The sequence below is a fragment of the Sphingomonas sp. 320_CC genome (genome assembly GCF_059691795.1).
This window is the reverse complement of sequence record NZ_JCAWAE010000001.1, coordinates 1192162-1215646: the sequence shown is the minus strand read 5'-3', so window position 1 is coordinate 1215646 and position 23485 is coordinate 1192162. Positions and strand designations below refer to the sequence as shown.

Sequence of the window (23485 nt, the reverse complement as noted above, 5' to 3'; positions counted from 1 at the left end):
TATACTTCACTTTTCCCGCAGCCCCCCCGCCCCCGCCAGAACCGCCACGCTCGACCTCATCCGTGGCGTCGCCGTCACCAGCAAGCCCGCCGTTAGGATTGCCTCAACCCAAGCGATACGACGCTCTCACGAAACGCCGCGCGAGCGCCTGTACTTCCTATACTTCACTCTGCCCGCATGACCCCCGCGCCCACCAGAATCGCCACGCTCGACCTCATCCGTGGCGTCGCCGTCATGGGCATCCTCGCCTCAAACATCGCCGCATTCGGCTTCCCCGAATTCGCCTACATGACCCCCGCCTCGATGGGCGCGCCGAGCACGCCCGACCTGATCGCCTGGACCACGACCTTCATCGTCATCGACGGCAAGATGCGCGGGTTGTTCTCGTTCCTGTTCGGCGCGTCTATGCTGCTGGTCATCGACCGGGCCGAGGCGAGCGGCGAAGACCCGGCGACCGTCCACCTGCGCCGCATGGCGTGGCTGTTCGTGTTCGGCATCGCACACCTGTACCTGCTGTGGTGGGGCGACATCCTCGCGCACTACGCGCTGGTCGGCGCGCTCGCGTACATGTTCGCGCGGTTGCCGGTCCGCTGGCTGATCGGCGTCGGGCTCGCCTGCATCGCGCTCCAGACGGTCGAGCTGACGACGCTCGTCGCCTACACGTTCGACCTTCACGCCGCCGCGCACCGGCCGGGCGCAACGGCGCGGGTCTTCACGAACTGGCAGCTGTTGGCGGATCAATTCGGCCAGCCCTCCCCCGCCTCCGTCACCCGCGAACTTGCCATCGGACGTGGCGGATGGCGCGATCTGGTCGCGTGGCGTTGGACGCACGGCGCTGGGCCGATCACGTCCCTCACCGCCACTGGTCCGGAGACGCTAGGCTTCATGCTGTTCGGCATGGCGGGGCTGCGATCGGGGTTCCTGACGGGGGAATGGTCGCGGCGACGCTACACCGTGATTGCGGTCGTCGGAATCGGACTCGGCTGGATCTGCTATGCGGCCATCGCGGCGTTCGACATCGCCCACGGGTTCGACGCGCGCTATGTGGCGCTGTCGTGGCTCGCGCTCGCAACCCCGCTTCGGCCACTGACGATCATGGGGTACGCCGCGGCAATCATCCTGCTCGCACGGCCCGGCGGCTGGTTGACGGCCCGAGTCTCGGCGGCAGGTCGAATGGCATTCTCCAACTATCTCGGCACGACCGTCCTCTGCACCACCCTGTTCTACGGGTACGGCTTCGGGCTGTACGGCACATTGTCGCGAGCCCAGCTCTATCTGGTCGTCGTACCGGTTTGCCTGCTGATGCTTCTATGGTCGAAGCCGTGGCTCGACCGGTTCCGCTACGGTCCGCTCGAATGGCTATGGCGCAGCCTCTCCCGCTTCGCGTGGCAGCCGATGCGCGGTTCGGCATTCACGGCCAGCCGATGACGCTATTTGCGAATAAGACGCAAAAGGGCTTGCGAGTGGTTCGCATTATCCGTATCCCGTGCTTACAGCTAGGGAGTTCCCATGGTCGTCTGCGTTTGCAATGCCATACGAGAATCCGACGTTCGCAACTGCGCACGCGGCGGTTGCACTACACCGTGCCAGGCCTTCCGCTCGATGGGTCGGAAACCCAAATGCGGCCAGTGCACGTCGATAGCGCGAGCGATTATCGACGACGAACGCGCCGCTGCATAAGCGTCGCAACAGCTAGAAAAGCCCGGAAAACTGCCATTTTTTGGGGTTGTGCTAATCTGTGTCAGCCCGCTACATGTCTGTCAGAGGTGACGGAGATATGGCCATGCGCGGCGACCCCCAAGTAATCGAATTCCTGAACGAGGCGCTCAAGAACGAGCTGACCGCGGTCAATCAATATTGGCTCCATTACCGGATGCTCGAGCATTGGGGCGTTTACAAGCTCGCCCAGTACGAGCGGATGGAATCGATCGACGAGATGAAGCACGCCGACTGGCTGTCGGAGCGCATCCTGTTCCTCGACGGCCTGCCGAACTTCCAGCTGCTCGGCCGCCTTCGCATCGGCGAGACCGTCGAGGAAGTGCTGAAGTCGGATCTGGCGCTCGAAGTCGAGGCCACCGTCCAGCTCAAGGGCGCGATCTCCTACTGCGAAGAGGTCAAGGACTATATCAGCCGCGACCTGTTCGCCCGCATCCTCGCCAGCGAGGAAGAGCATGTCGATACGCTCGAGCGCCAGTTCGAGATGATCGCGCGGATGGGTATCCACAACTACATCCAGCTCAACTCGATCTCGGAACATGATTCGCCCAAGGCGGGCGCGGCGCCGCATCTGAAGGGCTGATTCACCCCCCTGTCATCTCGCTGAAAGGTGAGATGACAGGGCTGCATTATCCGTCAGTCTGGCGACGAATTATTCCCCTCCGAACCCAGTCGGTACGGCACGACGCCCAAACCCACCGCCCGCAACGGGCTTGCGCACTGCGACCGGGTTGGCCTCGCGCTCCAGCAGCGTCAGCGTCTCGACGAAAAGCGGCCGTAACCGGACGATATGCTCCAGCGCCTCGTCGGGCGTGTCCTGCATTTCCAGGCAATCGCGCGCAATCGTCTCGATTGCCTCCGCCAGATCGGCAAGCGGCTCCGCCCCGAACTGCCGCGCTTCACCCTTCAGCGTATGCGCGGGTATCACCATGGCTGCAGCATTGAGCGTACGCATCGCCGCCTCGATCGCAGCAACCGACTTCACGCCGTCCTCACGAAAATATCCGAGGATGCGGCCAAATCCCGCGCCGAGTTCGTTGCGCGCCTGCACGAACGCGGGCCAATTGATCAGGGTGCTTCCCTCGAACGCCACTGTCGCCTTCTCCCGTTAAGCAAATAGCGCCATGAAGGTCAGAGCCGTATCATACATAACCAAGGTAAACACAGTGTTGAAAAACTAACGACAAGTTACGACAAAGACTGAAATAGATACATCCAAAACGATTTCTATTGTTGCATTGGCGGACGCCGCGACCGCCGCGAGTTCGGTCGGGGCTTGAGGGTCATCCGCTGTCACCTCGACGCGGGTCGCACCATTCCGTAACGCGCGGGCGAGCCGCATCGCAGGCCAAGGACAACGCATGCCCCTGGCGTCGATACGGACCACGCCCGACACCACGCCTAGTGGCCGCCGCCGCCCTTGCCGTCGTCGTACGGATTCTTCGGCGCGCGGAACATCAGGCGCACCGGCACCGCGCCGAAGCCGAGATCCTTGCGCATCGAATTGACCAGATACCGCTCGTAGCTTGCCGGCAGCTGATCGACGCGCGTGCCGAAGATGACGAAGCTGGGCGGTCGCGTCTTGACCTGCGTGACGTAGCGCATCTTGATCCGCTTGCCACCGGGAGCGGGCGGCGGGGTCGCTTCGATCGCGCGCTCGAACCAGCGATTGAGTTCGCCGGTGCCGACACGCTTCGACCACGCGTCGCGCGTGTCGAAGCAGGCCTGGAGCAACTGGTCGATGCCCTTGCCGGTCGCGCCGGACACGGTCATCACGGTAACGCCCTTGACCTGGCTTAAGCCGTCTTCGAGAGCGCGCTTGACGCCGTTGAACAGCGACGATGCGCTCTCGGCGATGTCCCATTTGTTGAGCGCGATGACGAGTGCGCGGCCCTCCTGCAGCACCCTGTCGGCGATGCGGAGATCCTGCGCCTCGAGACCCAGCGTCGCGTCGAGCAGCAGCACCACGACCTCGGCGAAGTCGACCGCATGCAGCGCGTCCTCGACCGACATCTTCTCGAGCTTGTCCTGCACCTTGGCGCGCTTGCGCATGCCCGCGGTGTCGATCAGGCGCACTTTCCGCGCCTCGCCACCGGTCGGATGCCAGTCGTAGTCGACGCTGATCGAATCTCGCGTGATGCCGGCTTCGGGGCCGGTGATCATGCGATCTTCACCGAGAATGCGGTTGACGAGCGTCGACTTGCCCGCGTTCGGGCGGCCGACGATCGCGAGCTTCAGCGGGCCCTCATATTCATTGTCGGGCTGTTCCTCGGGCGGCTCTTCCTTGCCTTCGAGTAGCGGGAGCAGGCCTTCGAACAGGTCGCCCATGCCTTCGCCGTGCTCGGCCGACAGCTGGACCGGGTCGCCGAAGCCTAGCGCGAGCGATTCGAGGATACCGTCTTCGCCCGCGCGACCTTCGGCCTTGTTGGCGACGAGGATCACGGGGACGTCAGCGGTGCGCAGCCAGCGCGCGATCTCTTCGTCGAGCGGCACGATGCCAGCGCGCGCATCGAACAGGAACAGCGCGACATCGGCTTGTTCGACGGCGGCTTCGGTCTGCTGGCGCATCCGGCCGGGCAACGTCTGTGCGTCGTGGTCTTCATAGCCGGCGGTGTCGATGATGCGGAATTCAAGACCGATCAGCGACGCATCGCCTTCACGGCGATCGCGCGTGACGCCAGGCCGGTCGTCGACCAGCGCGAGCTTCTTGCCGACGAGGCGGTTGAAAAGAGTCGACTTGCCGACATTTGGGCGGCCGACGATCGCGACCACGGGGAGTTTGGACATGGCGTGCCCTTAGCGCGTGTCGCGCGAAAGGTCACCTAGTCCCTCGCCCTCCGGGGAGAGGGAGGGAGGAGCCTTAGGCGACGGAAGGGTGAGGGGTAGTTGGGGCAGGTGATCCTAGCCTCACTCCCCTCACCCTTCCCACCGCAAGTGCGGCGGGCCCCTTCCCTCTCCCCGGCGGGGAAAGGGGGTTTCGGTTACCTGTACGCGGTGACCTTGCCCTTCTGGTCGAGCGTGTAGAGCGTCGAGTTCGCGACGATCGGCGGCAGCGAGAACGGGGTCTTCGTCTCAATCGTCGAGCTTACCGTGCCGTCCGTCGGCGAGACGAAATTGATCTCGCCGCGCGAGTTGGTCAGGACGAGGCGGTTGCCAGCCAGGATCGGGCCGAACCAAGTGACGGCGTTGCTACGCTTCTTCTCGTTCTGAAACCGCTTCAACTGGGCGATCCAGCGAGCCTTGCCGTTCGAACGAGACAAGCAGACCAGCTTGGCATCGTCGGTCACCACGAACAGCCACTCGCCCGCGATCCAGGGGGTCGAGATGCCGGCGAAGTTCTGCTCCCACAGACGCTGTCCGGTCGACAGTTCGAGTGCGACCATGCGGCCGCCTTGCCCAACGGCATAGACGCGGCCGCCATCGATGACCGGTGCGGCGTCGATGTCCGACAGGCTCGACACCGACGTCGTGATCGAGGTGCGCGACAGCGCGTCCTGCCACAGGATACGGCCGTTCTCGTAGCGATACGCGCTGAGTTCGCCGCTGGAGAAGCCGGCGACCACGGTGCCCTGGCTCACGGCGGGTGCCGCGACGCCGAACACGCCCTGCGTCTCGAGCGTGCCCGACTGGACCCACTGAACCTTGCCGTCGGCCTGGTTGAGCGAGAAGACCTGATTGTCCTGCGTAAGGACATAGACCGCGCCATTGGCAACCGTCGGCGAGCCGCGGAGCGGCGCGCCGGGCTTGGCGCGCCAGAGAATCTTGCCGTCCGCCGCGCTCATCGCGACGACGTCGCCGACACCGTCGGTGGCGTAAAGCTTGCCGTCGTCATAACTGACGCCGCCGCCGAAGCGTGCCGCCTTGTTGAGCTTGCCCTCGGTGATCCCCGCGCTCCACAGCGCGGCGCCGGTGTCGGCGGTGAAGGCATGGATCGTCGCGGTGACGTCGGTGACGAACAACTTGCCGTCGGCAACGACCGGGGCTGCGCCGAGACGTTCGCGGTTCGAGCCACCGTCGATACCGGCCTGCCAGAGACGCTTGGGCTGGTCGCCGAGCGCGAGCTGACCCATCGACTTGGCGGGGTTGCCGCCGGGCTGGGCCCAGGCGTCGTTGACCGCAGGCGCCGGCAACAGGACCTGGACGTCGGCGATCGTCTTGTCGGTCTCGACCTCGTTCTCCGACACCAGGATCGACACGCGGTCGCCGAGCGTCGGCGTCTTCTTGTTGCCGCCGCCCTTGAAAATCCCGCAACCGCTGAGCGCCACCAGCGCGGCAACGGCCACCGTCACCCGATATGTCTTCATCATTGCGCCTTGGTATCCTCGTTTGATGCAGCCGGAGTGATAACCCTGGCAGTAGCGCCCGTGCTGGCAACAGCGTCCACACCCAGTACGCCAGCCATCTGAACAGCGCGTTGACGGATCGTCTCGGGCACGCCGGTATCGCGCGCGATCTGGCCGAACATAGTCCCCGCCTGCTGGCGCTGGTTCATGCGGAGATAGGAGATCGCAACCATCTCACCCGCGCTACCGAGCCACGGACCGCCGGGCACCGCCAGCGGACGAAGCCGCTCGACGACGACCTGCGGCTTCAGCGTATCGAACTCGGCCGACGTCTGGCGAACCAGCGCGAGATCGCGGAACGGCTTTGCCAGCGACGTATCCGCAGCGATCGAACCGAGCTTGGCAGCAGCCCCCTTCAGGTCATCCTTCTGAAGAAGGACATCGGCCTGCGTGAACAGCGCGAGTGCGCGGTAGCCGTCGCGGTTCGACTTGGCGAGTTCGGCCAGCGGCTTCGACGCAGCCGCGGCGTTGTTCGCACCGAGCGAATCGTAAGCGGCCTGAAGCTGCTCGCCCTCGACACCAGCGGCCTCGCTGTTGTGATGCTGCCAGTACAGGAAGCCAGCGAGTGCGGCGAGTGCGGCGACGACGCCAACCACGACCCATTTGCCCCAGTTCGTCCAGAACCCGGCGAGCTGGTCGCGTCGGAGTTCTTCGTCGACCTCACGCAGGAATGCTTGATCGGTTTTCGGCGGGAGGGCCAAGGAATGCTCCGGAAATAGTGAGGGGGTGGGCGGCGCGGACCTTAGCCGCGCCGGAACCGAAACGGAAGCGGATCAATCCTTGGGCGCGTAGACCTGCTCGGCGCCCGGAAACGCGCGGCTTCGCACATCGTCGGCATAGGTCTGCGTCGCGGACGAGATCGTATCGGCGATATCGGCGAACCGCTTCACGAACTTCGCGGTACGCTCGAACATGCCCAGCATGTCCTCGGTCACCAGCACCTGGCCGTCGCACTGCGCGGATGCACCGATGCCGATCGTCGGGCAGGCGATGGTGTTGGTGATCTCGATCGCGATCGGCTCGACCACGCCCTCGATCACGAGCGAGAATGCGCCCGCCTCGGCGATGCCCTGCGCGTCGGCGACGATCTTGGCGGCTTCCTCGGGCGTTCGACCGCGCGCGCCGTAGCCCCCGAGCACGTTGACCGCCTGCGGGGTGAGGCCGACATGGCCCATCACCGGAATGCCGCGCTCGGTCAGGAACTTGACGGTAGGCGCCATCGCGATACCGCCTTCGAGCTTCACCGCCGCTGCGCCCGTCTGCTTGAGCAGATACGCCGCGCTCTCGAACGCCTTTTCGGGCGAAGCTTCGTAGCTGCCGAACGGCATGTCGATCACCACCACCGCGTGATAGCTGCCGCGTACCACCGCAGCGCCGTGCGCCGCCATCATGTCCAGCGTTACGGGCACGGTCGATGGCAGGCCGTAGATCACCTGCCCCAGGCTGTCGCCGACCAGCAGCATGTCGCAGTGCGGGTCGAGCAACTGCGCTGTCCGCACGGTGTAGGCGGTGAGCATGACGAGCGGCGTCTTGCCCTTCTGGCGGCGGATCGCGGGGATCGTCAGGCGCTTGAGCGGCGCGGGCGTCGGGTTGGCGCGACTCGTCGCGGTGTCGAGGGTGTAGGTCGTGGACATAGCGGCGCTAATAGCGTGCGGCGTCGCGCTCGCCCAGTGTCGTGCGCGTCATACTGCCCAGCCCTTCAGCCGCGCATGGCCGACGAGCCAGAGCGTGAACGCCGCGACCGCGATGATGACGAAGGGCAAGCCCAGCGTCTCACTCGCGCCCTTGTGCGCGACGATGTCGGTCGAGGCGAACAGCCAGCCGAACTGCGCGATCGTCGCCACCAGCGACGCGATCAGGAACGGACGCGCACTGGCGCGGCGCATGAACAGCAACACCGCGCCGACGAGCCCCGTTAGCACCGCGACCGCGAACAGTGGGTCGTACCAGTTGGGCAACGCTGCATAGAGCGCGCGGTCATAAGCGCTCGCCTGCCCCATCGCATCCGCGCCGAGCCTGAGCTGTTGCAGGCACATGAAACATCCGACGAGTCCCCAAAGAACGAGCACGCCTGTCGTCATGCGAAACCACAAGGGCCCCTGTCGTACGAAGAACATGTCGCCGCCCCTGCCTGTTACTGGTCGACAGACTGCGCTCCGCAGAGGCCGTGCGCAAGAGGTCGCCGATACGCGGCAAGATGCCGTAGATCCGGAACCGGAGGGACATCGGGAGCTTCCGACTGCGACGTCCCTCCGGGCCGTATTCGAGAGGTATCGCGCTCAACCTGAACGCGTCGTGACGACAGACGCGCGGCGATCAGAAAGATCGCGACACGGTCAGGCCATAGGTGCGCGGATCCCCGGGCTGTCCCACGACCAGGCCTGTGCTGCCGGACTGGAGCGCGAGCACTTCGTAATAATTATGGTCGAACGCGTTACGCACCCAGCCGAAAACGTTCCAACTGTCCTTCGCCTTGAATCCCAAGCGGAAGTTGCTGAGCGCATAGCCCTTGATGTCGGTGTACAGCGATCGCGACGGGTTGGACGAGAAGGTCGACCGATAGCTGCCGTCATAGCCGAGATACAGCTGGCCATCGACGCCGCCAATCGTGGCTGGCAGATCGTATTCGGCGCCGTAAGAGAAGGCCCATTTCGACACGCCGGGCAGGCGCTGACCGGAGATGTCGCAATTGGCCGGGCTGACCGTCCCCGTCCCTGCCGGACCAGGCAGGCTGGTCGCGGTAGGGGCAGAGCCTCCCGACAGCTCAGGCGGGCACGGCGCATCGACGAACTTCACGTATTTCGCGTCGGTATAGGCTCCGTTGGCGTAGACGCTGAACCGGTCGGTGGGGCGGAAGGCCGAATCGAACTCCAGACCGCGAGTCCGCACCTTGCCGGCATTGGCGAGATAGCCGCGCAACACGCCGAGCTGGCCGTTGGTGACGGTCGCTTGGTAATCGCTGATCTCGGTCCAAAAGCCGGCGAGGTTGAGCGTCAGTCGGCGATCGAGGAACTGCGTCTTCAGGCCCAGCTCGTAGTGATTGACCTTCTCGGGTTTCACCGTGGCGGCCGATAGGATCGGATTGTTGCTGCCGTCGAGCGGCAGGCCGGACAGGTTGATCCCGCCGGATTTGTAGCTCCGCGCATAGGTCGCATAGGCGTGGATGTCGGAAGTCACGGTGTAGGCCGCCGTAATGTCGCCCGACAGGTTCCAATTGTCGAAATCGGGCTGATAGCTCTGCGGCGCGAGCACACCGCGCTGGTCGTTGAATCTTGCATCGCTGGTGACGAGTTCGCCGGCACCGGTCGTCACGACCGAGACGTAATCACCCTTCTTCTTGTCGTAGTTGAGCCGCAGGCCCGGCGTGATCTGGAACCGGTCGCTAACGTTCCAGGTCAGCTTGCCGAACAGCGCCGCGCTGGTGTTCTTGAAGCCGATCGTGTTGCGCGCGGTCAGGCCGTTCAGCGTCGCCGGATTCTTCCCGCCCGTGCTGGTCGGGTTGAGCAGGAAAGCGCTGGCCGCCGGCCCCTGGACCTGAAGCCCTTGCGTATCGATCGTCTGGTAGAAGTAGAATGCGCCGAGCACGTAATCGAGCGTGTGCTTGCCGTTCGAGGCGATCCGCAACTCCTGGCTGTACTGCGTCTGCTGCGACGGATTGGCAGACACGGTGGTGATCGGCAGGCCGATAAAGTCGCGATCGTTCGACGGATCCCAATGCCAGAACCGCCATGCGCTAACCGACGTGATCGTGGCCGCGCCCAAATCCAGATTGCCGAGCAACGAGACGCCACCCAGTTCCTGCTTTGCACGCAAGGGCGTATCGACATCGGTCACCCGGTCGAACGCGTTGGTCGATGGTACGACATAGCCCTGCGCGGCAGCGAGCGCGGCATATTGCCGGATCAGCGGCCGCTGAGTCGCGCCGGTGCGAACGTAATATTGCACGCAGCAATCGGGGTTCTGCTGGCCGTAATCACCCGACAGGGCGAAATCGAGCGTCTCGGTCGGCTTCCAGTAGAGCTGTCCGCGGACGCTCTTATTGTCCTGCGCGTTGAGGTTCTTGCCGGTCACGACGTTGTGGATCGTGCCGTCGCGCTCGGTCACCGAGGCGGACAACCGGATCGCGAGCTTGTCGGGGATCAGCGGGCCAGACACCGACGCCTTGGCCTGGATGAACTGATAATTGCCGGTCGTGAGCTCGATCCGCGCCTCGGGCGTGAAGCTGGGTTTCCGCGTCGTGATGTTGATCGCGCCAGCGGTGGTGTTCTTGCCGTAGAGCGTGCCCTGCGGCCCGCGAAGGACCTCGATCCGCTCGGTATCGGTAAAGTCGAACGTCGCCGAGGCGATCCGGCTGTAATAGACCTGGTCGACATAGATGCCGACGCCCTGCTCGATCCCGTCGTTGGTCAGGCCGAACGGTGCGCCAAGGCCGCGAATGTTGGCGGCGGAATTGCGCGGGTTCGTGGAGTAGAATTGCAGCGTCGGCTGAAGCTGCGTCAGGCGGCTGACATTGTACGCGCCGGTCTCGGCGAGCGCGGTGCCACCGATGACGGACATCGCGATCGGCACGGTCTGGATCGTTTCGGCGCGACGGCGCGCGGTAACGACGACGTCCCCGCCCCCGCCCTGCTGCTGATTGCCGAGGCGACCGTTGGCCTGTGCGTCAGCCTGCTCGCCGGCGGGCGTCTGCGGCGGAACGGCCGGCGTTGATACGGTAGCGGCCTGACCGGCAAGCAACAGAGCAAGCGTTAGCGACATGAATGTTTCCCCTAAACCTTGCCGCGCAAAGTCTAGTAATTCAGGGGATATTCAATGCGAGCATGTCTTGGGAGGCGGAAAGCGTGACTTGTCCCCCTCCCTCGCCGGGAAAGGAGCGGTGTTCAGACCAACCGGCTCTGCTTGACCGCGGCCTCGATGAAGCTCGCGAACAGGGGATGCGGGTCGAACGGCTTGGACTTCAATTCCGGATGGAACTGAACGCCGACGAACCAGGGATGGTCGGGACGTTCGACGATCTCGGGAAGCGTGCCGTCGGGGGACATGCCCGAGAAGACGAGGCCGCCCTGTTCGAGCGCTTCCTTATAGCCGGTGTTGACCTCGTAGCGGTGACGGTGACGCTCCGAAATTTCGGTGCCGCCGTAGATCGACGCGACGACGCTGTTGCCGTCGAGCTTCGCGTCATACGCGCCGAGCCGCATCGTGCCGCCCATGTCGCCTTCGGCCGCACGGGTTTCGAGGCCTTCGCGGCCCATCCATTCGGTGATCATGCCGACCACGGGTTCGTCGGTCGGGCCGAACTCGGTCGACGACGCATTCGGGATGCCGGCAAGATCGCGGGCACCTTCGACGCAGGCCATCTGCATCCCGAAGCAGATCCCGAAATACGGGATCTTCCGCTCGCGGGCGAACTTCACGGACGCGATCTTGCCTTCCGCGCCGCGTTCGCCGAACGCGCCGGGGACGAGGATCGCGTCGCAGGGCTCGAGCTGGCCGGCGATGTCGCTTTCGGCGTTCTCGAACAGCTCGGCGTCGATCCAGCGGACGTTGACCTTCACGCGATTCGCGATGCCGCCATGGACCAGCGCCTCGTTGAGCGACTTGTACGCATCCTGGAGCCCGACATATTTGCCGACCACGCCGATCGTGACTTCGCCTTGCGGATTGGTCAGGCGGTCCATGATCTCGGTCCAGCGCGACAGGTCGGGCGCCTCGGCGGGCTCGATCCCGAACGCACGGAGCACTTCGATGTCGAGGCCTTCGCCGTGATACTGGAGCGGCACCGCGTAGATGCTCTTCGCGTCCAACGCGGGGATGACCGCGCTGGCGGGGACGTTGCAGAACAGCGCGATCTTGGCGCGTTCCGACGGCGGCAGCGGATGCTCGCAACGGCATACGAGTACGTCGGGCTGAACACCCAGCGCCGCGAGCTCGCGGACCGAATGCTGCGTCGGCTTGGTCTTCAGCTCGCCGGCGGCGGCGATGTACGGGACCAAAGTCACGTGGATGCTGATCGCGTTGCCGCGGCCCTCCTCGTTCTTGAGCTGGCGAATCGCTTCGATGAACGGCAGCGATTCGATATCGCCGACGGTGCCACCGATCTCGCAGAGGATGAAATCTATGCCGTCGGTCTCGGCGCGGGCGAACGCCTTGATCGCGTCGGTGACGTGCGGGATGACCTGCACGGTCGCACCGAGATAATCGCCGCGACGCTCGCGCGTGATGATCTGCTGATAGATTCGACCCGAGGTCACATTGTCCGACTGGCGCGAGGGAACGCCGGTAAAGCGCTCGTAATGACCAAGGTCGAGATCAGTCTCGGCGCCGTCGTCGGTGACGTAGACCTCGCCGTGCTGATACGGCGACATCGTGCCGGGATCGACGTTCAGATACGGATCGAACTTCCGAATCCTGACGGTATACCCGCGTGCCTGGAGGAGAGCGGCAAGCGATGCCGCCATGAGACCTTTACCGAGCGACGAAACCACGCCCCCGGTGATGAAAATGTACCGAGCCATGGGAAGAGTCTCGTAGCGTGTGTTGGGGACGAACGACAAGAGCCCCGCGGATCACGCAGGGGCCTTTTATCGGCGAATGGAGTGTTTAGTTGGCTAGCGGGACCGCGCCGTTGTCGGCCGGCTTGGTCGTGCCGGCTGGTACACCGGCATTCTCGGCGCCACCGGCGAACGGTGCCGCGTCGCCCTTGGGCTGCGCGGTCGGAACGGCCGTTGCCGCCGCCGGGGTGCGGGCGAGCGACGTGTCGATCGTGGTGGTGCGGTGATTCGCCGCGAGGACCGCGAGCAGGATCGAGAACAGCACGAACATCGTCGCGAGAACGCCGGTCGCGCGGGTCAGGAAATCGGCTGCGCCGCGTGCCGACATCAGGCCCGACGGACTGCCGCCCATGCCCAGACCGCCGCCTTCCGAGCGCTGCATGAGGATCACCGTGACGAGGGCGGCCGCGATGATCGCGTGGATGACGAGCAGAAAGGCGAACATTGCGCGGAAAACCCCGGAACTTTTGCGAAGGCGCGCACATAGGCGACGTCGCGGTTTCGATCAACCGGGCGATCGACCGCGGCGCCGGCTCCGCATATCGCAAACCAATCGCAAAGCTACGGAAACATGACGTCCGGGCGGCGTTGAGACCCCGTAATGACGCTCATGACTGGGTATCGTGCACATAAATTCAGATGGCGGATCAACGCTGTGGCATCAATGGCAGCCAATACCTTATCGACCTGGATGACCGCTCTGGTGGATTATGTCCGCTCGGGCGAACCCGATCTGACCAATCGTCAGATGGCGCTTCTTCTGCTCGTATATCTCAAACCGGGGCCGCATACGGTGCGCGGCCTGGCCCGTGCTCTGAACGTATCGAAGCCAGTCGTCACGCGCGCCTTGAACAGATTGGGTGCCCTCGGCTATCTGCGCCGTCAACGCGACGATAGCGACAAGCGCAACATCTTCGTCGCGCGCACGACCGAAGGGGCAGATTTTCTTGAAGAGTTCGGGCAATTCATCGGCGACGGCCCCGCCCCAGCCAGCTCCAATGGGCGCGCAGCCGCTCACGCTTGAGCCGTTCGACGACCAGGCCCGCACGAGCTTTTCGCTGACGGGCCGCTCGGTCGACCTCGACCCGCGCACCCATGCGGTTCGCCGCGATATCGCCGACATTCGTCTCGCCGAATACGTATTCGCTCCACACTATGCCGTGCCGATGATACGGCCCGTCACGCGCACAGCTTTGTTGCGCAGCGGACGAGACGAAGCGAGCGATACGATGGTCGACCTCAACCCTGGCGACAGTTTCGAAGTGCTGGAGATTGCTGGCGTTTCTGCCTGGGGCGTTGCCCGTCCTAGCGGGCTGGTCGGCTATGTCGCAGCCGAAGCGCTCGATCTTTCGGCGACGGACGCGGCATGACCACGGTCTTCATCGATGGCGCGGTCGGCACCACCGGGCTCGAGATCCGCGAGCGGCTTGCCGGGCGGACCGACATCACGCTGGCGCTGCTGCCTGAGGATCGTCGGAAGGATCCGGCGGCACGGCGCGAGGCGCTGAACGATGCCGATTTCGTCATCCTCTGCCTGCCGGACGAGGCGTCGCGCGAAGCCGTCACGCTGATCGACAATGCGCGCACCCGCGTGATCGACGCATCGAGCGCACACCGCGTCGCTGCCGGCTGGACCTACGGCTTCCCCGAACTGCCTGGTCAGGCCGAGAAGGTAGCGACCGCGATGCGCGTGTCGAACCCCGGCTGCTACCCCACCGGTTTCCTCGCGCTCGTCGCGCCTCTGGTCGCGGCCGGTCTCATCCCCGCCGACCTCCCGCTGAGCGTCAACGCGACCTCGGGTTACTCGGGCGGTGGCAAGGCAATGATCGCGGCGTTCGAGAATGGCGAGCCGGCGACGGCCTTTCGCGCCTACGCGCTAGGCCTCGCGCACAAGCATATCGCGGAGATGACGCAGCATGCGGGTCTCGAGCACGCGCCGATCTTCGCGCCCGCTGTCGCCAACACCTACCGCGGCATGGTGGTCGAAGTGCCGTTGCACCTCCACGCCCTGCCCGGCCGGCCTACGCTCGCGGCGATCGAAGACGTACTGCGCGCCGCATTCGATGGCTCGAAGCTCGTCTCGGTTGCCCCCGGCGATAGCGGCTCGGTCGATATCGAGGAGAATGCAGGGACCGATCGACTGACGCTGCGGGTCTGCGGCAACGATGCCGTCGGCCATGCGCGGCTGGTCGCGACGCTCGACAATCTGGGCAAGGGCGCCGGCGGTGCTGCGGTCCAGAACCTCAACATCATGGCCGGGGTCGATCCCGTAGCCGGCCTCGTTTTCTAGGACCGGCGTTTTCCGCCCGGTCCATCGCCAAATCCAGGAGCTTCCATGCACCGTAATCCCGTAGCCAAGCTGCTCCTGTTCGGCGCGACCGGCGATCTCGCGCAGCGCATGCTGCTGCCGTCGCTCTATGGCCTGCACGCCGACGGGTTGCTGCCCGAGGAACTGACGATCACCGGCGCCGCGCGTCACGAGCATGACGACAAGGATTACCGCAAGTTCGCCAAGAAGGCGCTCGACGAGTTCCTGCCCGAGGATCGCAAGGACGAAGGCGCGATCGGGACGTTCCTCGACCGGATCTTCTATCAGCCGACCGACCTATCGGACCCGGCGAGTTTCCAGCCGCTGGCGGACAAGATCGGCGATATCTCGGGCGGTCTCGCGATCTATCTGTCGACCGCGCCCTCGCTGTTCGAAGCGGCAATCGAGGGACTGCACAAGGTTGGGCTTGCTGGCGAGACCGTACGCGTCGGGCTCGAGAAGCCGCTTGGCTACGACCTGGAGACGAGCCGCGAGATCAACGACTCGGTGGCGAAGGCTTTTCCGGAGGACCGGACCTATCGGATCGATCATTATCTCGGCAAGGAGACCGTCCAGAACATCCTCGCGCTGCGCTTCGGCAATTCGTTCTTCGAGCCCGTCTGGAACGCGCAAGGGATCGACAACGTCCAGATCACGATCTCGGAGACCGTCGGGCTGGAAGAGCGTGCGGGCTATTACGAAACCGCGGGTGCACTGCGCGACATGGTCGCCAACCACATGCTGCAGCTGCTCGCGCTGATCGCGATGGAGCCGCCCGCGCGCTTCGAGGGTACGGACGTCCGCGACGAGAAGTCGAAGGTGTTTCGCTCGCTGCGCATGATCAAGCCCGAGGAAGTTCCGCACGTCACGGTCACCGGCCAGTATGGCGAAGGCGCGGTGAAGGGGAAGTTCGTCAAGAGTTACTCGGACGAACTCGGCCAACCGTCGACCACCGAGACGTTCGTCGCGATCAAGGCGCATGTCGACAACTGGCGCTGGCAGGGCGTGCCGTTCTATCTGCGCACCGGCAAGCGCATGGCGACGCGCCGCAGCGAGATCGCGATCCAGTTCAAGGCGGTGCCGCATTCGATGTTCGCGGGGCGTGGCGGGCTGTTGCAGCCCAACATGCTGATCATCCGCCTGCAGCCGGAGGAATATATCCAGCTGCTGGTGATGGCGAAGGAGCCGGGGCTCGATCGTGAGGGCGTCCGCCTGCGCGAAGTGCCGCTGAACCTCAGCATGGATGCCGAGTTTGCAGGATCGCGTCGGCGGATCGCGTATGAGCGTCTGCTGCTCGACCTGATCGAAGGCGACCAGACTCTGTTCGTGCGGCGTGACGAGGTCGAGGCGCAATGGACCTGGATCGACGCGATCCGCGATGGCTGGAAGGCCAACGCGATGAAGCCCAAGAGCTACGCGTCGGGCAGCTGGGGTCCGTCCGCCGCGATCGCGCTGACCGAACGCGACGGCGTGACCTGGCAGGACGACTGAGTTTTCGGGGAGGGAACACCCCTCCCAAAGGTTTCAAGGAAAGATCGAATGACCGAAATCGAATGGTGGGAATATGACGACGCGGGCGAGCTCGCCAACGCGGTCGCAGGCGATATCCAGTTCGTCATCGAGAGTGCGCTCGACGCGCGCGGCTCGGCGGTGATCGCGCTGGCGGGCGGCAAGACGCCGTTCGTCGCATATGAGAAGCTTGCGCAGGCGAAGCTCGACTGGAAAAAGGTCACGATCATCCCCGGCGACGAGCGGATCGTGAAGCTTGGCGATCCATTGTCGAACGTGACAGCGCTGGCGAAAATCTTCCTCCCCAAGGGCGCGCGCGTGAAGCCGATCGTTCCCGAGGCGATGTCGGACTACAAGGCGGCCGGTCGTTCGGCGGATGCGCTGATGCAGGACCTGCACTGGCCGCTCGACTTCTGCCTGCTCGGCATGGGCGGCGACGGGCACACCGCGTCGATCTTCCCCGGCCCCGATTACGATGAAGCGCTGAGTGGTCCGAAGGAACGTCGCGCGCTTGGCGTGATGCCCGATCCGCTGCCGCCAGAGGCTCCGCTGGCGCGCGTAACGTTGTCGGCGGCGGCGATCGCATCGTCGAAGGCACTGATGATCATGATCACCGGCGACGCGAAAAAGAAGGTCCTCGAAGTGGCGATCGAACAGGGCCCGTCGTCGTCCTACCCGATCGGCCGCGTGCTGGCCGAAGTCGAACTGCCGGTCGACGTGCACTGGGCGCCGTGACGATGCTGAACGCCGTCGTCTCCACGGTTACCGACCGGATCATCGAACGGTCTCGCGACAGCCGTGCCGCCTACCTCGCGCTGATCGAGCGCGAGGCGGCGGCGCAGGTCCGGCGTCCGGGCCTGGGCTGCGCGAACCTCGCGCATGCCTATGCCGGGACCGAGGAAGACCGCGATGCGATGAAGGCCGATGCCGGCATGAACATCGGCATCGTCACCGCGTATAACGACATGCTGTCGGCCCACGCGGTCTATTATCGCTACCCGGAGCTGATGAAGATCTGGGCGCGCGAAGCGGGTGCGACGGCGCAGGTCGCGGGCGGCGTACCGGCGATGTGCGACGGCGTGACGCAGGGCTATCCGGGCATGGAGCTGTCGCTGTTCAGCCGCGATACGATCGCGCTGAGCACGGCAATTGCGCTGTCTCACGGCACGTTCGAAGGCGCTGCGCTGCTCGGCATCTGCGACAAGATCGTGCCGGGTCTGCTGATGGGGGCGCTGCGCTTCGGGCATCTGCCGATGGTGCTGATCCCCGGCGGGCCGATGCCGACCGGCTTGCCCAACAAGGCGAAGGCCGCGGTTCGCGAGAAGTTCGCGGAAGGGTTGGTCGGGCGCGACGAGCTGCTCGAGGCCGAGATCGGCGCGTATCATTCTAAGGGCACGTGCACCTTTTACGGCACCGCAAACACCAACCAGATGATGATGGAGGTCATGGGCCTCCATATGCCGGGCGCGGCGTTCGTCAATCCAGGTACCAAACTGCGGCAGGAACTGACGCGGGCGGCGGTGCACCGGCTGGCGAAGATCGGCGCGCGCGGCGATTCGTATCGACCGCTCGGGCACTGCGTCGACGAGAAGGCGATCGTGAACGCCGCGGTCGGCCTGCTCGCGACGGGGGGCTCGACCAACCATTTGCTCCACGTGCCGGCGATCGCTCGCGCGGCGGGGATCATCATCGACTGGGAGGATTTCGATCGCCTTTCCTGCGCGGTCCCGCTGATCGCTCGGGTCTATCCCAACGGCTCGGCGGACGTGAACGCGTTCGAGGCTGCCGGGGGCATGCCCTATGTGATCCGCGAACTGCTCGGCGAAGGGCTGTTGCACGGCGACATCATGACGATCGGTGGCGAAGACCTGTCGGCCTATGCGAAGACCGCGGTCGTCGAGGGCGACACGCTCGGCTGGCGCGATACGCCGGACAGCGGCGACGAGACGATCCTCCGTCCCGCGACGGCACCGTTCTCGCCGGATGGTGGCATGCGGATTCTCGCGGGCAATATCGGCCGTGCGTGCATCAAGGTGTCCGCGGTCGAGCGCGAGCGGTGGATCGTCGAGGCGCCCGCGATGGTGTTCGACGACCAGCTCGACGTGATCGAGGCGTTCAAGCGCGGCGAGTTGGAGAAGGACGTCGTCGTCGTCGTCCGGTTCCAGGGGCCGCGCGCAAACGGCATGCCGGAGCTGCACAAGCTGACGCCGCCGCTGGGGGTGTTGCAGAATCGTGGATTCAAGGTGGCGCTGGTCACCGATGGCCGAATGTCGGGTGCGAGCGGGAAAGTGCCGTGCGCGATCCATTGCTCGCCCGAGGCGCTGCTCGATGGCGCGATCGGGTTGATCCGTGATGGCGACATGATCCGGGTGGATGCGGTCAACGGTACGCTTGAAGCGCTGGTCGACGCGGACGAGTGGGCGACGCGCCGGATGGTCGCGATACCGCCGCCGGTGAGCGGTATGGGCCGCGAGCTGTTCGGCATGTTCCGTGGGCTTGCCGACGAGGCTGAAAAGGGCGCGTCGGCAATGCTGGCGGGGGCGGGGCTTTAGGATCCTTACCGACCGTTCGTCCTGAGCGAAGTCGAAGGACCGCCCGCTTGGGGCCATGTCCTTCGACTGCGCTCAGGACGAACGGATACTAAGATATCGAGGATCGGGAGAGATGACATGGAAATCGTAGCGGCAGATATCGGCGGGACGCACGCCCGCTTCGCGATTGCCGAGGTCGAGAACGGCCGCGTCGTGTCGCTCGGCGAGCCGGCGACGCTGAAGACCGCGGACCACGCATCGCTCCAGACCGCGTACCAGGCGTTCGAGGCGGGGCTCGGACGCCCCCTCCCCCGCGCGCTCGCGATCGCGGTCGCGTCGCCGGTCGCGAACGACGTCATCCGGCTGACCAACAACCCGTGGATCATCCGCAAGTCGCTGATCACCGAGCGCTTGAAAGCGGACCAATGGGTGGTCGTCAACGATTTCGGCGCGGTCGGCCACGCCGTCGCGCAGGTGCCCAGCAGCGACTTCATCCACCTGTGCGGACCCGATACGCCGCTGCCGTCCGAGGGCATCACGACGATCTGCGGCCCCGGTACCGGGCTCGGCGTCGCGCAATTGCTACGACGCAAGGACGGGTATCAGGTTCTCGAAACCGAGGGCGGTCACATGGACTTCGCCCCGCTCGACGGGATCGAGGATGCGTTGCTCAAGCGGCTGCGCAAGACCTTCACGCGCGTATCCGCCGAGCGCGTCGTCGCCGGGCCAGGCATCGTCGCGATCTACGAGACGCTTGCCGCGCTGGAGGGCCGCGCGGTCCCCAGCCATGACGACAAGACGATCTGGACCGAAGCGATCGACGGCACCGATTCGATCGCGCTCGCCGCGCTCGACCGGTTCTGCCTCGCGCTCGGCGCGGTTGCGGGCGATCTGGCGCTCGCACAGGGCGCCAAGGCGGTCGTGATCGCAGGCGGGCTCGGCTTCCGGATCAAGGATCGCCTGATCCGCTCGGGCTTCGACCAGCGCTTCGTCGCCAAGGGTCGCTTCCAGGGCATGATGGCGGCGATGCCCGTCAAGCTCATCACCCATCCCCAGCCCGGCCTGTTCGGCGCCGCGGCCGCCTTCGCACAGGAACATACCCAATGACCGCAACTATCGCAGACATCATGCAGACCAGCGCCGTCATCCCGGTGCTGGTGATCGAGGACGCGGCGCTTGCTCGCCCGCTCGCGGAAGCGCTGGTCGCCGGCGGCCTGCGCGTGCTCGAAGTGACGTTGCGCACCGGCGCCGCGCTGGAGGCAATCGCCGAGATGAAAAAGGTACCGGGCGCGATCGTCGGTGCCGGTACCGTCGTCAACACGCAGCAGTTCGCGCAGGTCCGCGATGCGGGTGCGGAATTCATCGTGTCGCCGGGGCTAACCGAACGCCTCGCCACGCCGATCATCGAGAGCGGCATTCCGTTCCTGCCGGGAATCGCCAACGCGGCGGATATCATGACCGGGCTCGACCTGGGTCTGTTGCACTTCAAGTTCTTCCCGGCCGAGGCGAATGGCGGGTTGAAGGCGCTCAAGGCTCTGGCCGCGCCGTTCTATCAGTGCAGCTTCTGCCCGACCGGCGGGATCACCGAAGCGAGCGCGCCCGAGTGGCTGGCGTTCAAGCCTGTGCTCTGCGTCGGGGGTAGCTGGGTGACCGGCGGGACGATGGCCGAGATCGAGATCAAGGCGCGGGCGGCTAACGCTTTGCGGGGGTAAATCCTCCCCGGCACGGGGAGGGGGACCGCGACGCGTAGCGGCGGGGTGGAGGGGGAGTGCCACGAGCGTACCTAGTCGCCACTCCTGGTACGCTCGCGGTGAGCCCCCTCCACCATCCTGCGGATGGTCCCCCTCCCCGTTCCGGGGAGGATTACATCTCGCCGCGGGCTTTGCGGATGGCGTACCACTTCTTCACGTTGGCGTTGTGTTCGGCCAGCGTGTTCGCGAACACGTGGCCGCCGGTGCCATCCGCGACGAAATACAGCGCCTGGGTCTGCGCCGGGTCCAGCACCGCGTCGATCGAGGCGCGGCCGGGGTTGGCGATCGGGCCGACCGGCAGGCCGGCTTCGGCATAGGTGTTGTAGCCGTTCTTCGCGTGCAGCTCCGAGCGCAGGATGCGGCGACCTAGCGGGCGGCCCTTGGTGATCGGGTAGATCACGGTGGGGTCCGCCTGAAGCGGCATGCCGTTGCGCAGGCGATTGCCGTAGACCGCGGCGACGGTGCGGCGTTCGGATGGCTTGCCGGTTTCCTTCTCGACGATCGAGGCTAGGATGATCACCTGTTCGGGCGTCGTCACCGCTATGCCGGGCTTGCGCGCGGCCCAGGCGGTGGCGAGGTAAGTCTTCATCGCCGTCTGCATCCGCGTGACGACCGACGCGCGGGTGTCGCCGGCCTGGAAGGCGTAGCTGTCGGGGAGTATCGAGCCCTCCGCCGGAACGGGCACCGAGCCGGTCAGACCGTCGGCCTTCCCCAGCGCATCGTGGACGAGGACCGAAGGATAGCCTTCGGGGACGACGACGAGGCGCTGGACGACCTTGCCGCCCTGCATCAGCTTGAGGATGTCGGACTGGCTGGCGTGCGGTGCAATGCGGTATTCGCCCGCCTTGATCGGATCGCCCGAGCCGAAGGCCCGCGCATACAAGCGGAAGCGGCGGGCCGAGGGGATCGCACCGGCCTTTTCGAGTTCGGTGGCAGCGCCGGCCAGCGTGCTGCCTTCGCCGATCTGCACGGTCAGCGTGCGCGGGGCCGGGCCTGCCCCGCCCCAGCCTTGTACGACCAGGAACAGCGCTACGACTGCCGCCAGGCCTAAGACGAGTCCGAAACAGCCGACCTTGCGCATTGGTACTCCTTGGATCCCCGCGAAGGCGGGGACCCAGACTGGGCCCCCGCCTTCGCGGGGGAACAAGGTTTTTAGCGGACCTTCGTCATGACCAGCGACGCATTCGTGCCGCCGAAGCCGAACGAGTTGTTCAGCACCGCGCGGACTTCACGCTTCTTGGCCACGTGCGGGACTAGGTCGACCCCCACGCAGCTGTCGCTCGGATTGTCGAGGTTCAGCGTCGGCGGGACGATCTGGTCGCGCAGCGCGAGGATGCAGAAGATGCTCTCGACCGCGCCGGCACCGCCAAGCAGATGCCCGATCGCGGACTTGGTCGACGACATCGACAGACCCGAGATCGCATCACCGAACAGGCGGCGGACCGCGCCGAGTTCGAGCTCGTCACCCAAAGGCGTCGAGGTACCGTGTGCGTTGATGTAGTCGATGTCCTCGAGCTTGAGGCCCGACTTCTTGATCGCCATCTGCATCGACCGGAACGCGCCATCGCCCTCCGGATGCGGCGCGGTCACATGGTATGCGTCGCCCGACAGACCGTAGCCGATCACCTCGGCATACATCTTCGCGCCACGTGCCTTGGCGTGTTCGTACTCCTCGAGCACCAGCACACCCGCGCCCTCGCCCATCACGAAGCCGTCGCGGTCCTTGTCATAGGGACGCGAAGCCTTTTCGGGCGAGTCGTTGAAGTTGGTCGACAGCGCGCGGGCCTGTGCGAAGCCAGCGATGCCGAGCGGGCAGACCGTGCCCTCCGCGCCGCCCGCGAGCATCACGTCGGCGTCGTCCATCGCGATCATCCGCGCTGCATCGCCAATGGCGTGCGCGCCGGTCGAGCAGGCGGTGACGACCGCGTGATTCGGACCGCGCAGGCCGTATTTGATCGAGACCTGACCGGAGATCAGGTTGATCAGACGACCATGAACGAAGTGCGGCGAGACGCGACGCGGGCCCTTGGTGTGGAGCACGATCGATTCGCTCTCGATGCCCGGCAGTCCGCCGATGCCCGAGCCGATCGAGACGCCAGCACGCCAGCTCTCTTCGAGCGTCATCTCGGTCAGCCCGGCGTCCTCGAGAGCCTGGCCGGCAGCGTCGATGCCGTAGATGATGAACGGATCGACCTGGCGCTGGACCTTGTGATCGACGCGCTTGGCCGGATCGAAGCCATACTCGTGGTCGGCCGGTTTCACCTCGCAGGCGATGCGGCACACCTGGTCCGACGCGTCGAAGCGCGTGATCGGGCCCGCTCCCGACTTGCCGGCGAGAATATTCGCCCAGGCCGTTTCAACATCCGCCCCCAGAGGGGTGACCAGGCCTAGCCCGGTTACGACGACACGCCGCATGGCTTCAAACTCCGTCTGCTCTCAAAACGAAACGGCTCCCCGCCCTCTTTGCCCAAGGACGGGGAGCCGCTCAAATCACACCCTTCAGGGCAGGTCCAAAGGTTTGAACCCTAGACCCTGATCAGGCCTTGTGCTCATCGATGTAGGTGATCGCGTCCTTGACGGTCGCAATCTTCTCGGCGGCATCATCCGGGATCTCGACACCGAACTCTTCCTCGAACGCCATGACGAGTTCGACGATGTCGAGGCTGTCTGCGCCCAGGTCGTCGATGAAGCTCGCGTCCTCGGTCACCTTGTCGGCTTCGACGCCGAGATGCTCGACGACGATCTTCTTCACGCGGTCAGCTGTCTCGCTCATGGT

General features: G+C 65.2%; 24 protein-coding genes. 11 read left to right on the top strand and 13 right to left on the bottom strand.

Annotation, left to right across the window (positions count from 1 at the left end):
• Positions 1-177: 177 nt before the first annotated feature.
• From AC59GX_RS05625 to bfr, 3 genes are all read left to right on the top strand, one after another.
• Entirely contained in the window at positions 178-1428 is a 1251-nt protein-coding gene (locus AC59GX_RS05625; protein ID WP_426280700.1) for a DUF418 domain-containing protein, read from the top strand.
• An 81-nt stretch (positions 1429-1509) separates the two neighbouring features.
• On the top strand, positions 1510-1680 hold the full coding sequence (locus tag AC59GX_RS05620) for a (2Fe-2S)-binding protein (RefSeq protein WP_426280701.1): 171 nt from the start codon (positions 1510-1512) through the stop codon (positions 1678-1680).
• Positions 1681-1783: 103 nt separating this feature from the next.
• Positions 1784-2299, top strand: coding sequence for a bacterioferritin (bfr, locus tag AC59GX_RS05615; protein ID WP_426280702.1), 516 nt, complete (start codon positions 1784-1786; stop codon positions 2297-2299).
• Positions 2300-2368: 69 nt separating this feature from the next.
• Here the strand turns inward: bfr and AC59GX_RS05610 are convergent, their stop codons facing one another.
• The 10 genes from AC59GX_RS05610 to secG form a co-directional block, all read right to left on the bottom strand.
• Positions 2369-2809 (bottom strand): Hpt domain-containing protein, encoded by a 441-nt coding sequence (locus AC59GX_RS05610; RefSeq protein WP_426280703.1) that lies wholly within the window; start codon positions 2807-2809, stop codon positions 2369-2371.
• Positions 2810-2893: 84 nt separating this feature from the next.
• Positions 2894-3103 carry a sulfurtransferase TusA family protein gene (locus AC59GX_RS05605; RefSeq protein ID WP_497301186.1) on the bottom strand — a complete coding sequence of 70 codons (210 nt, stop codon included), beginning with the start codon at positions 3101-3103 and terminating at the stop codon, positions 2894-2896.
• Between the two features lie 14 nt (positions 3104-3117).
• Positions 3118-4503, bottom strand: a complete 1386-nt coding sequence (gene der / locus AC59GX_RS05600; RefSeq protein WP_426280705.1) for a ribosome biogenesis GTPase Der — start codon at positions 4501-4503, stop codon at positions 3118-3120.
• A 194-nt stretch (positions 4504-4697) separates the two neighbouring features.
• Entirely contained in the window at positions 4698-6023 is a 1326-nt protein-coding gene (locus AC59GX_RS05595; protein WP_426280706.1) for an outer membrane protein assembly factor BamB family protein, read from the bottom strand.
• Positions 6020-6760, bottom strand: coding sequence for a tetratricopeptide repeat protein (locus tag AC59GX_RS05590; RefSeq protein ID WP_426280708.1), 741 nt, complete (start codon positions 6758-6760; stop codon positions 6020-6022). The genes AC59GX_RS05595 and AC59GX_RS05590 overlap by 4 nt, the downstream gene beginning before the upstream one ends.
• A 72-nt stretch (positions 6761-6832) precedes the next feature.
• The gene (gene panB / locus AC59GX_RS05585; RefSeq protein WP_497301183.1) at positions 6833-7693 is read right to left on the bottom strand and encodes a 3-methyl-2-oxobutanoate hydroxymethyltransferase; all 861 of its coding nucleotides are present in this window, start codon (positions 7691-7693) and stop codon (positions 6833-6835) included.
• Between the two features lie 48 nt (positions 7694-7741).
• Positions 7742-8176: a hypothetical protein gene (locus tag AC59GX_RS05580; RefSeq protein WP_426280711.1), complete on the bottom strand. Its 435-nt coding sequence runs from the start codon at positions 8174-8176 to the stop codon at positions 7742-7744.
• A 199-nt stretch (positions 8177-8375) separates the two neighbouring features.
• Positions 8376-10817 (bottom strand): TonB-dependent receptor, encoded by a 2442-nt coding sequence (locus AC59GX_RS05575; RefSeq protein ID WP_426280712.1) that lies wholly within the window; start codon positions 10815-10817, stop codon positions 8376-8378.
• A gap of 122 nt (positions 10818-10939) precedes the next feature.
• Positions 10940-12574, bottom strand: a complete 1635-nt coding sequence (gene pyrG / locus AC59GX_RS05570) for a CTP synthase (RefSeq protein WP_060526950.1) — start codon at positions 12572-12574, stop codon at positions 10940-10942.
• 85 nt (positions 12575-12659) lie between these two features.
• A complete protein-coding gene (gene secG / locus AC59GX_RS05565) occupies positions 12660-13055 on the bottom strand; it encodes a preprotein translocase subunit SecG (protein WP_056050855.1) in 396 nt (131 codons plus the stop codon).
• Between the two features lie 246 nt (positions 13056-13301).
• Between secG and AC59GX_RS05560 the strand changes: the two genes are divergently transcribed.
• From AC59GX_RS05560 to eda, 8 genes are all read left to right on the top strand, one after another.
• The gene (locus AC59GX_RS05560) at positions 13302-13634 is read left to right on the top strand and encodes a MarR family transcriptional regulator (protein WP_136191419.1); all 333 of its coding nucleotides are present in this window, start codon (positions 13302-13304) and stop codon (positions 13632-13634) included.
• Positions 13609-13980 carry an SH3 domain-containing protein gene (locus AC59GX_RS05555; RefSeq protein ID WP_426280713.1) on the top strand — a complete coding sequence of 124 codons (372 nt, stop codon included), beginning with the start codon at positions 13609-13611 and terminating at the stop codon, positions 13978-13980. The genes AC59GX_RS05560 and AC59GX_RS05555 overlap by 26 nt, the downstream gene beginning before the upstream one ends.
• The gene (argC, locus tag AC59GX_RS05550) at positions 13977-14900 is read left to right on the top strand and encodes an N-acetyl-gamma-glutamyl-phosphate reductase (protein WP_426280714.1); all 924 of its coding nucleotides are present in this window, start codon (positions 13977-13979) and stop codon (positions 14898-14900) included. The genes AC59GX_RS05555 and argC overlap by 4 nt, the downstream gene beginning before the upstream one ends.
• Before the next feature lie 45 nt (positions 14901-14945).
• Positions 14946-16409 carry a glucose-6-phosphate dehydrogenase gene (gene zwf, locus AC59GX_RS05545; RefSeq protein WP_426280715.1) on the top strand — a complete coding sequence of 488 codons (1464 nt, stop codon included), beginning with the start codon at positions 14946-14948 and terminating at the stop codon, positions 16407-16409.
• Positions 16410-16457: 48 nt separating this feature from the next.
• The gene (gene pgl, locus AC59GX_RS05540) at positions 16458-17162 is read left to right on the top strand and encodes a 6-phosphogluconolactonase (protein WP_426280716.1); all 705 of its coding nucleotides are present in this window, start codon (positions 16458-16460) and stop codon (positions 17160-17162) included.
• A gap of 2 nt (positions 17163-17164) precedes the next feature.
• A complete protein-coding gene (gene edd, locus AC59GX_RS05535) occupies positions 17165-18979 on the top strand; it encodes a phosphogluconate dehydratase (RefSeq protein WP_426280718.1) in 1815 nt (604 codons plus the stop codon).
• A gap of 117 nt (positions 18980-19096) precedes the next feature.
• On the top strand, positions 19097-20065 hold the full coding sequence (glk, locus tag AC59GX_RS05530) for a glucokinase (protein WP_056486103.1): 969 nt from the start codon (positions 19097-19099) through the stop codon (positions 20063-20065).
• On the top strand, positions 20062-20670 hold the full coding sequence (gene eda, locus AC59GX_RS05525; protein WP_426280719.1) for a bifunctional 4-hydroxy-2-oxoglutarate aldolase/2-dehydro-3-deoxy-phosphogluconate aldolase: 609 nt from the start codon (positions 20062-20064) through the stop codon (positions 20668-20670). Before glk ends, eda begins: the two co-directional genes overlap by 4 nt.
• 151 nt (positions 20671-20821) lie before the next feature.
• Here eda and mltG read toward each other — a convergent pair whose 3' ends face one another.
• From mltG to AC59GX_RS05510, 3 genes are all read right to left on the bottom strand, one after another.
• Entirely contained in the window at positions 20822-21790 is a 969-nt protein-coding gene (mltG, locus tag AC59GX_RS05520) for an endolytic transglycosylase MltG (protein ID WP_426280720.1), read from the bottom strand.
• A 71-nt stretch (positions 21791-21861) separates the two neighbouring features.
• Positions 21862-23124 carry a beta-ketoacyl-ACP synthase II gene (gene fabF / locus AC59GX_RS05515; protein ID WP_333921841.1) on the bottom strand — a complete coding sequence of 421 codons (1263 nt, stop codon included), beginning with the start codon at positions 23122-23124 and terminating at the stop codon, positions 21862-21864.
• Positions 23125-23245: 121 nt separating this feature from the next.
• A complete protein-coding gene (locus AC59GX_RS05510; protein ID WP_031393971.1) occupies positions 23246-23482 on the bottom strand; it encodes an acyl carrier protein in 237 nt (78 codons plus the stop codon).
• Between the last annotated feature and the right edge of the window lie 3 nt (positions 23483-23485).

Bases quoted from the DNA above. Each gene is read 5' to 3' on its own strand.
- AC59GX_RS05595 (WP_426280706.1), bottom strand. From the start codon at position 6,023: ATGATGAAGACATATCGGGTGACGGTGGCCGTTGCCGCGCTGGTGGCG.
- eda (WP_426280719.1), top strand. From the start codon at position 20,062: ATGACCGCAACTATCGCAGACATCATGCAGACCAGCGCCGTCATCCCG.
- pyrG (WP_060526950.1), bottom strand. From the start codon at position 12,574: ATGGCTCGGTACATTTTCATCACCGGGGGCGTGGTTTCGTCGCTCGGT.
- secG (WP_056050855.1), bottom strand. From the start codon at position 13,055: ATGTTCGCCTTTCTGCTCGTCATCCACGCGATCATCGCGGCCGCCCTC.
- edd (WP_426280718.1), top strand. From the start codon at position 17,165: ATGCTGAACGCCGTCGTCTCCACGGTTACCGACCGGATCATCGAACGG.
- AC59GX_RS05620 (WP_426280701.1), top strand. From the start codon at position 1,510: ATGGTCGTCTGCGTTTGCAATGCCATACGAGAATCCGACGTTCGCAAC.
- glk (WP_056486103.1), top strand. From the start codon at position 19,097: ATGGAAATCGTAGCGGCAGATATCGGCGGGACGCACGCCCGCTTCGCG.
- panB (WP_497301183.1), bottom strand. From the start codon at position 7,693: ATGTCCACGACCTACACCCTCGACACCGCGACGAGTCGCGCCAACCCG.
- AC59GX_RS05575 (WP_426280712.1), bottom strand. From the start codon at position 10,817: ATGTCGCTAACGCTTGCTCTGTTGCTTGCCGGTCAGGCCGCTACCGTA.
- der (WP_426280705.1), bottom strand. From the start codon at position 4,503: ATGTCCAAACTCCCCGTGGTCGCGATCGTCGGCCGCCCAAATGTCGGC.
- argC (WP_426280714.1), top strand. From the start codon at position 13,977: ATGACCACGGTCTTCATCGATGGCGCGGTCGGCACCACCGGGCTCGAG.
- fabF (WP_333921841.1), bottom strand. From the start codon at position 23,124: ATGCGGCGTGTCGTCGTAACCGGGCTAGGCCTGGTCACCCCTCTGGGG.
- AC59GX_RS05625 (WP_426280700.1), top strand. From the start codon at position 178: ATGACCCCCGCGCCCACCAGAATCGCCACGCTCGACCTCATCCGTGGC.
- AC59GX_RS05580 (WP_426280711.1), bottom strand. From the start codon at position 8,176: ATGTTCTTCGTACGACAGGGGCCCTTGTGGTTTCGCATGACGACAGGC.
- pgl (WP_426280716.1), top strand. From the start codon at position 16,458: ATGACCGAAATCGAATGGTGGGAATATGACGACGCGGGCGAGCTCGCC.
- AC59GX_RS05555 (WP_426280713.1), top strand. From the start codon at position 13,609: ATGGGCGCGCAGCCGCTCACGCTTGAGCCGTTCGACGACCAGGCCCGC.
- mltG (WP_426280720.1), bottom strand. From the start codon at position 21,790: ATGCGCAAGGTCGGCTGTTTCGGACTCGTCTTAGGCCTGGCGGCAGTC.
- AC59GX_RS05510 (WP_031393971.1), bottom strand. From the start codon at position 23,482: ATGAGCGAGACAGCTGACCGCGTGAAGAAGATCGTCGTCGAGCATCTC.
- zwf (WP_426280715.1), top strand. From the start codon at position 14,946: ATGCACCGTAATCCCGTAGCCAAGCTGCTCCTGTTCGGCGCGACCGGC.
- AC59GX_RS05560 (WP_136191419.1), top strand. From the start codon at position 13,302: ATGACCGCTCTGGTGGATTATGTCCGCTCGGGCGAACCCGATCTGACC.
- bfr (WP_426280702.1), top strand. From the start codon at position 1,784: ATGCGCGGCGACCCCCAAGTAATCGAATTCCTGAACGAGGCGCTCAAG.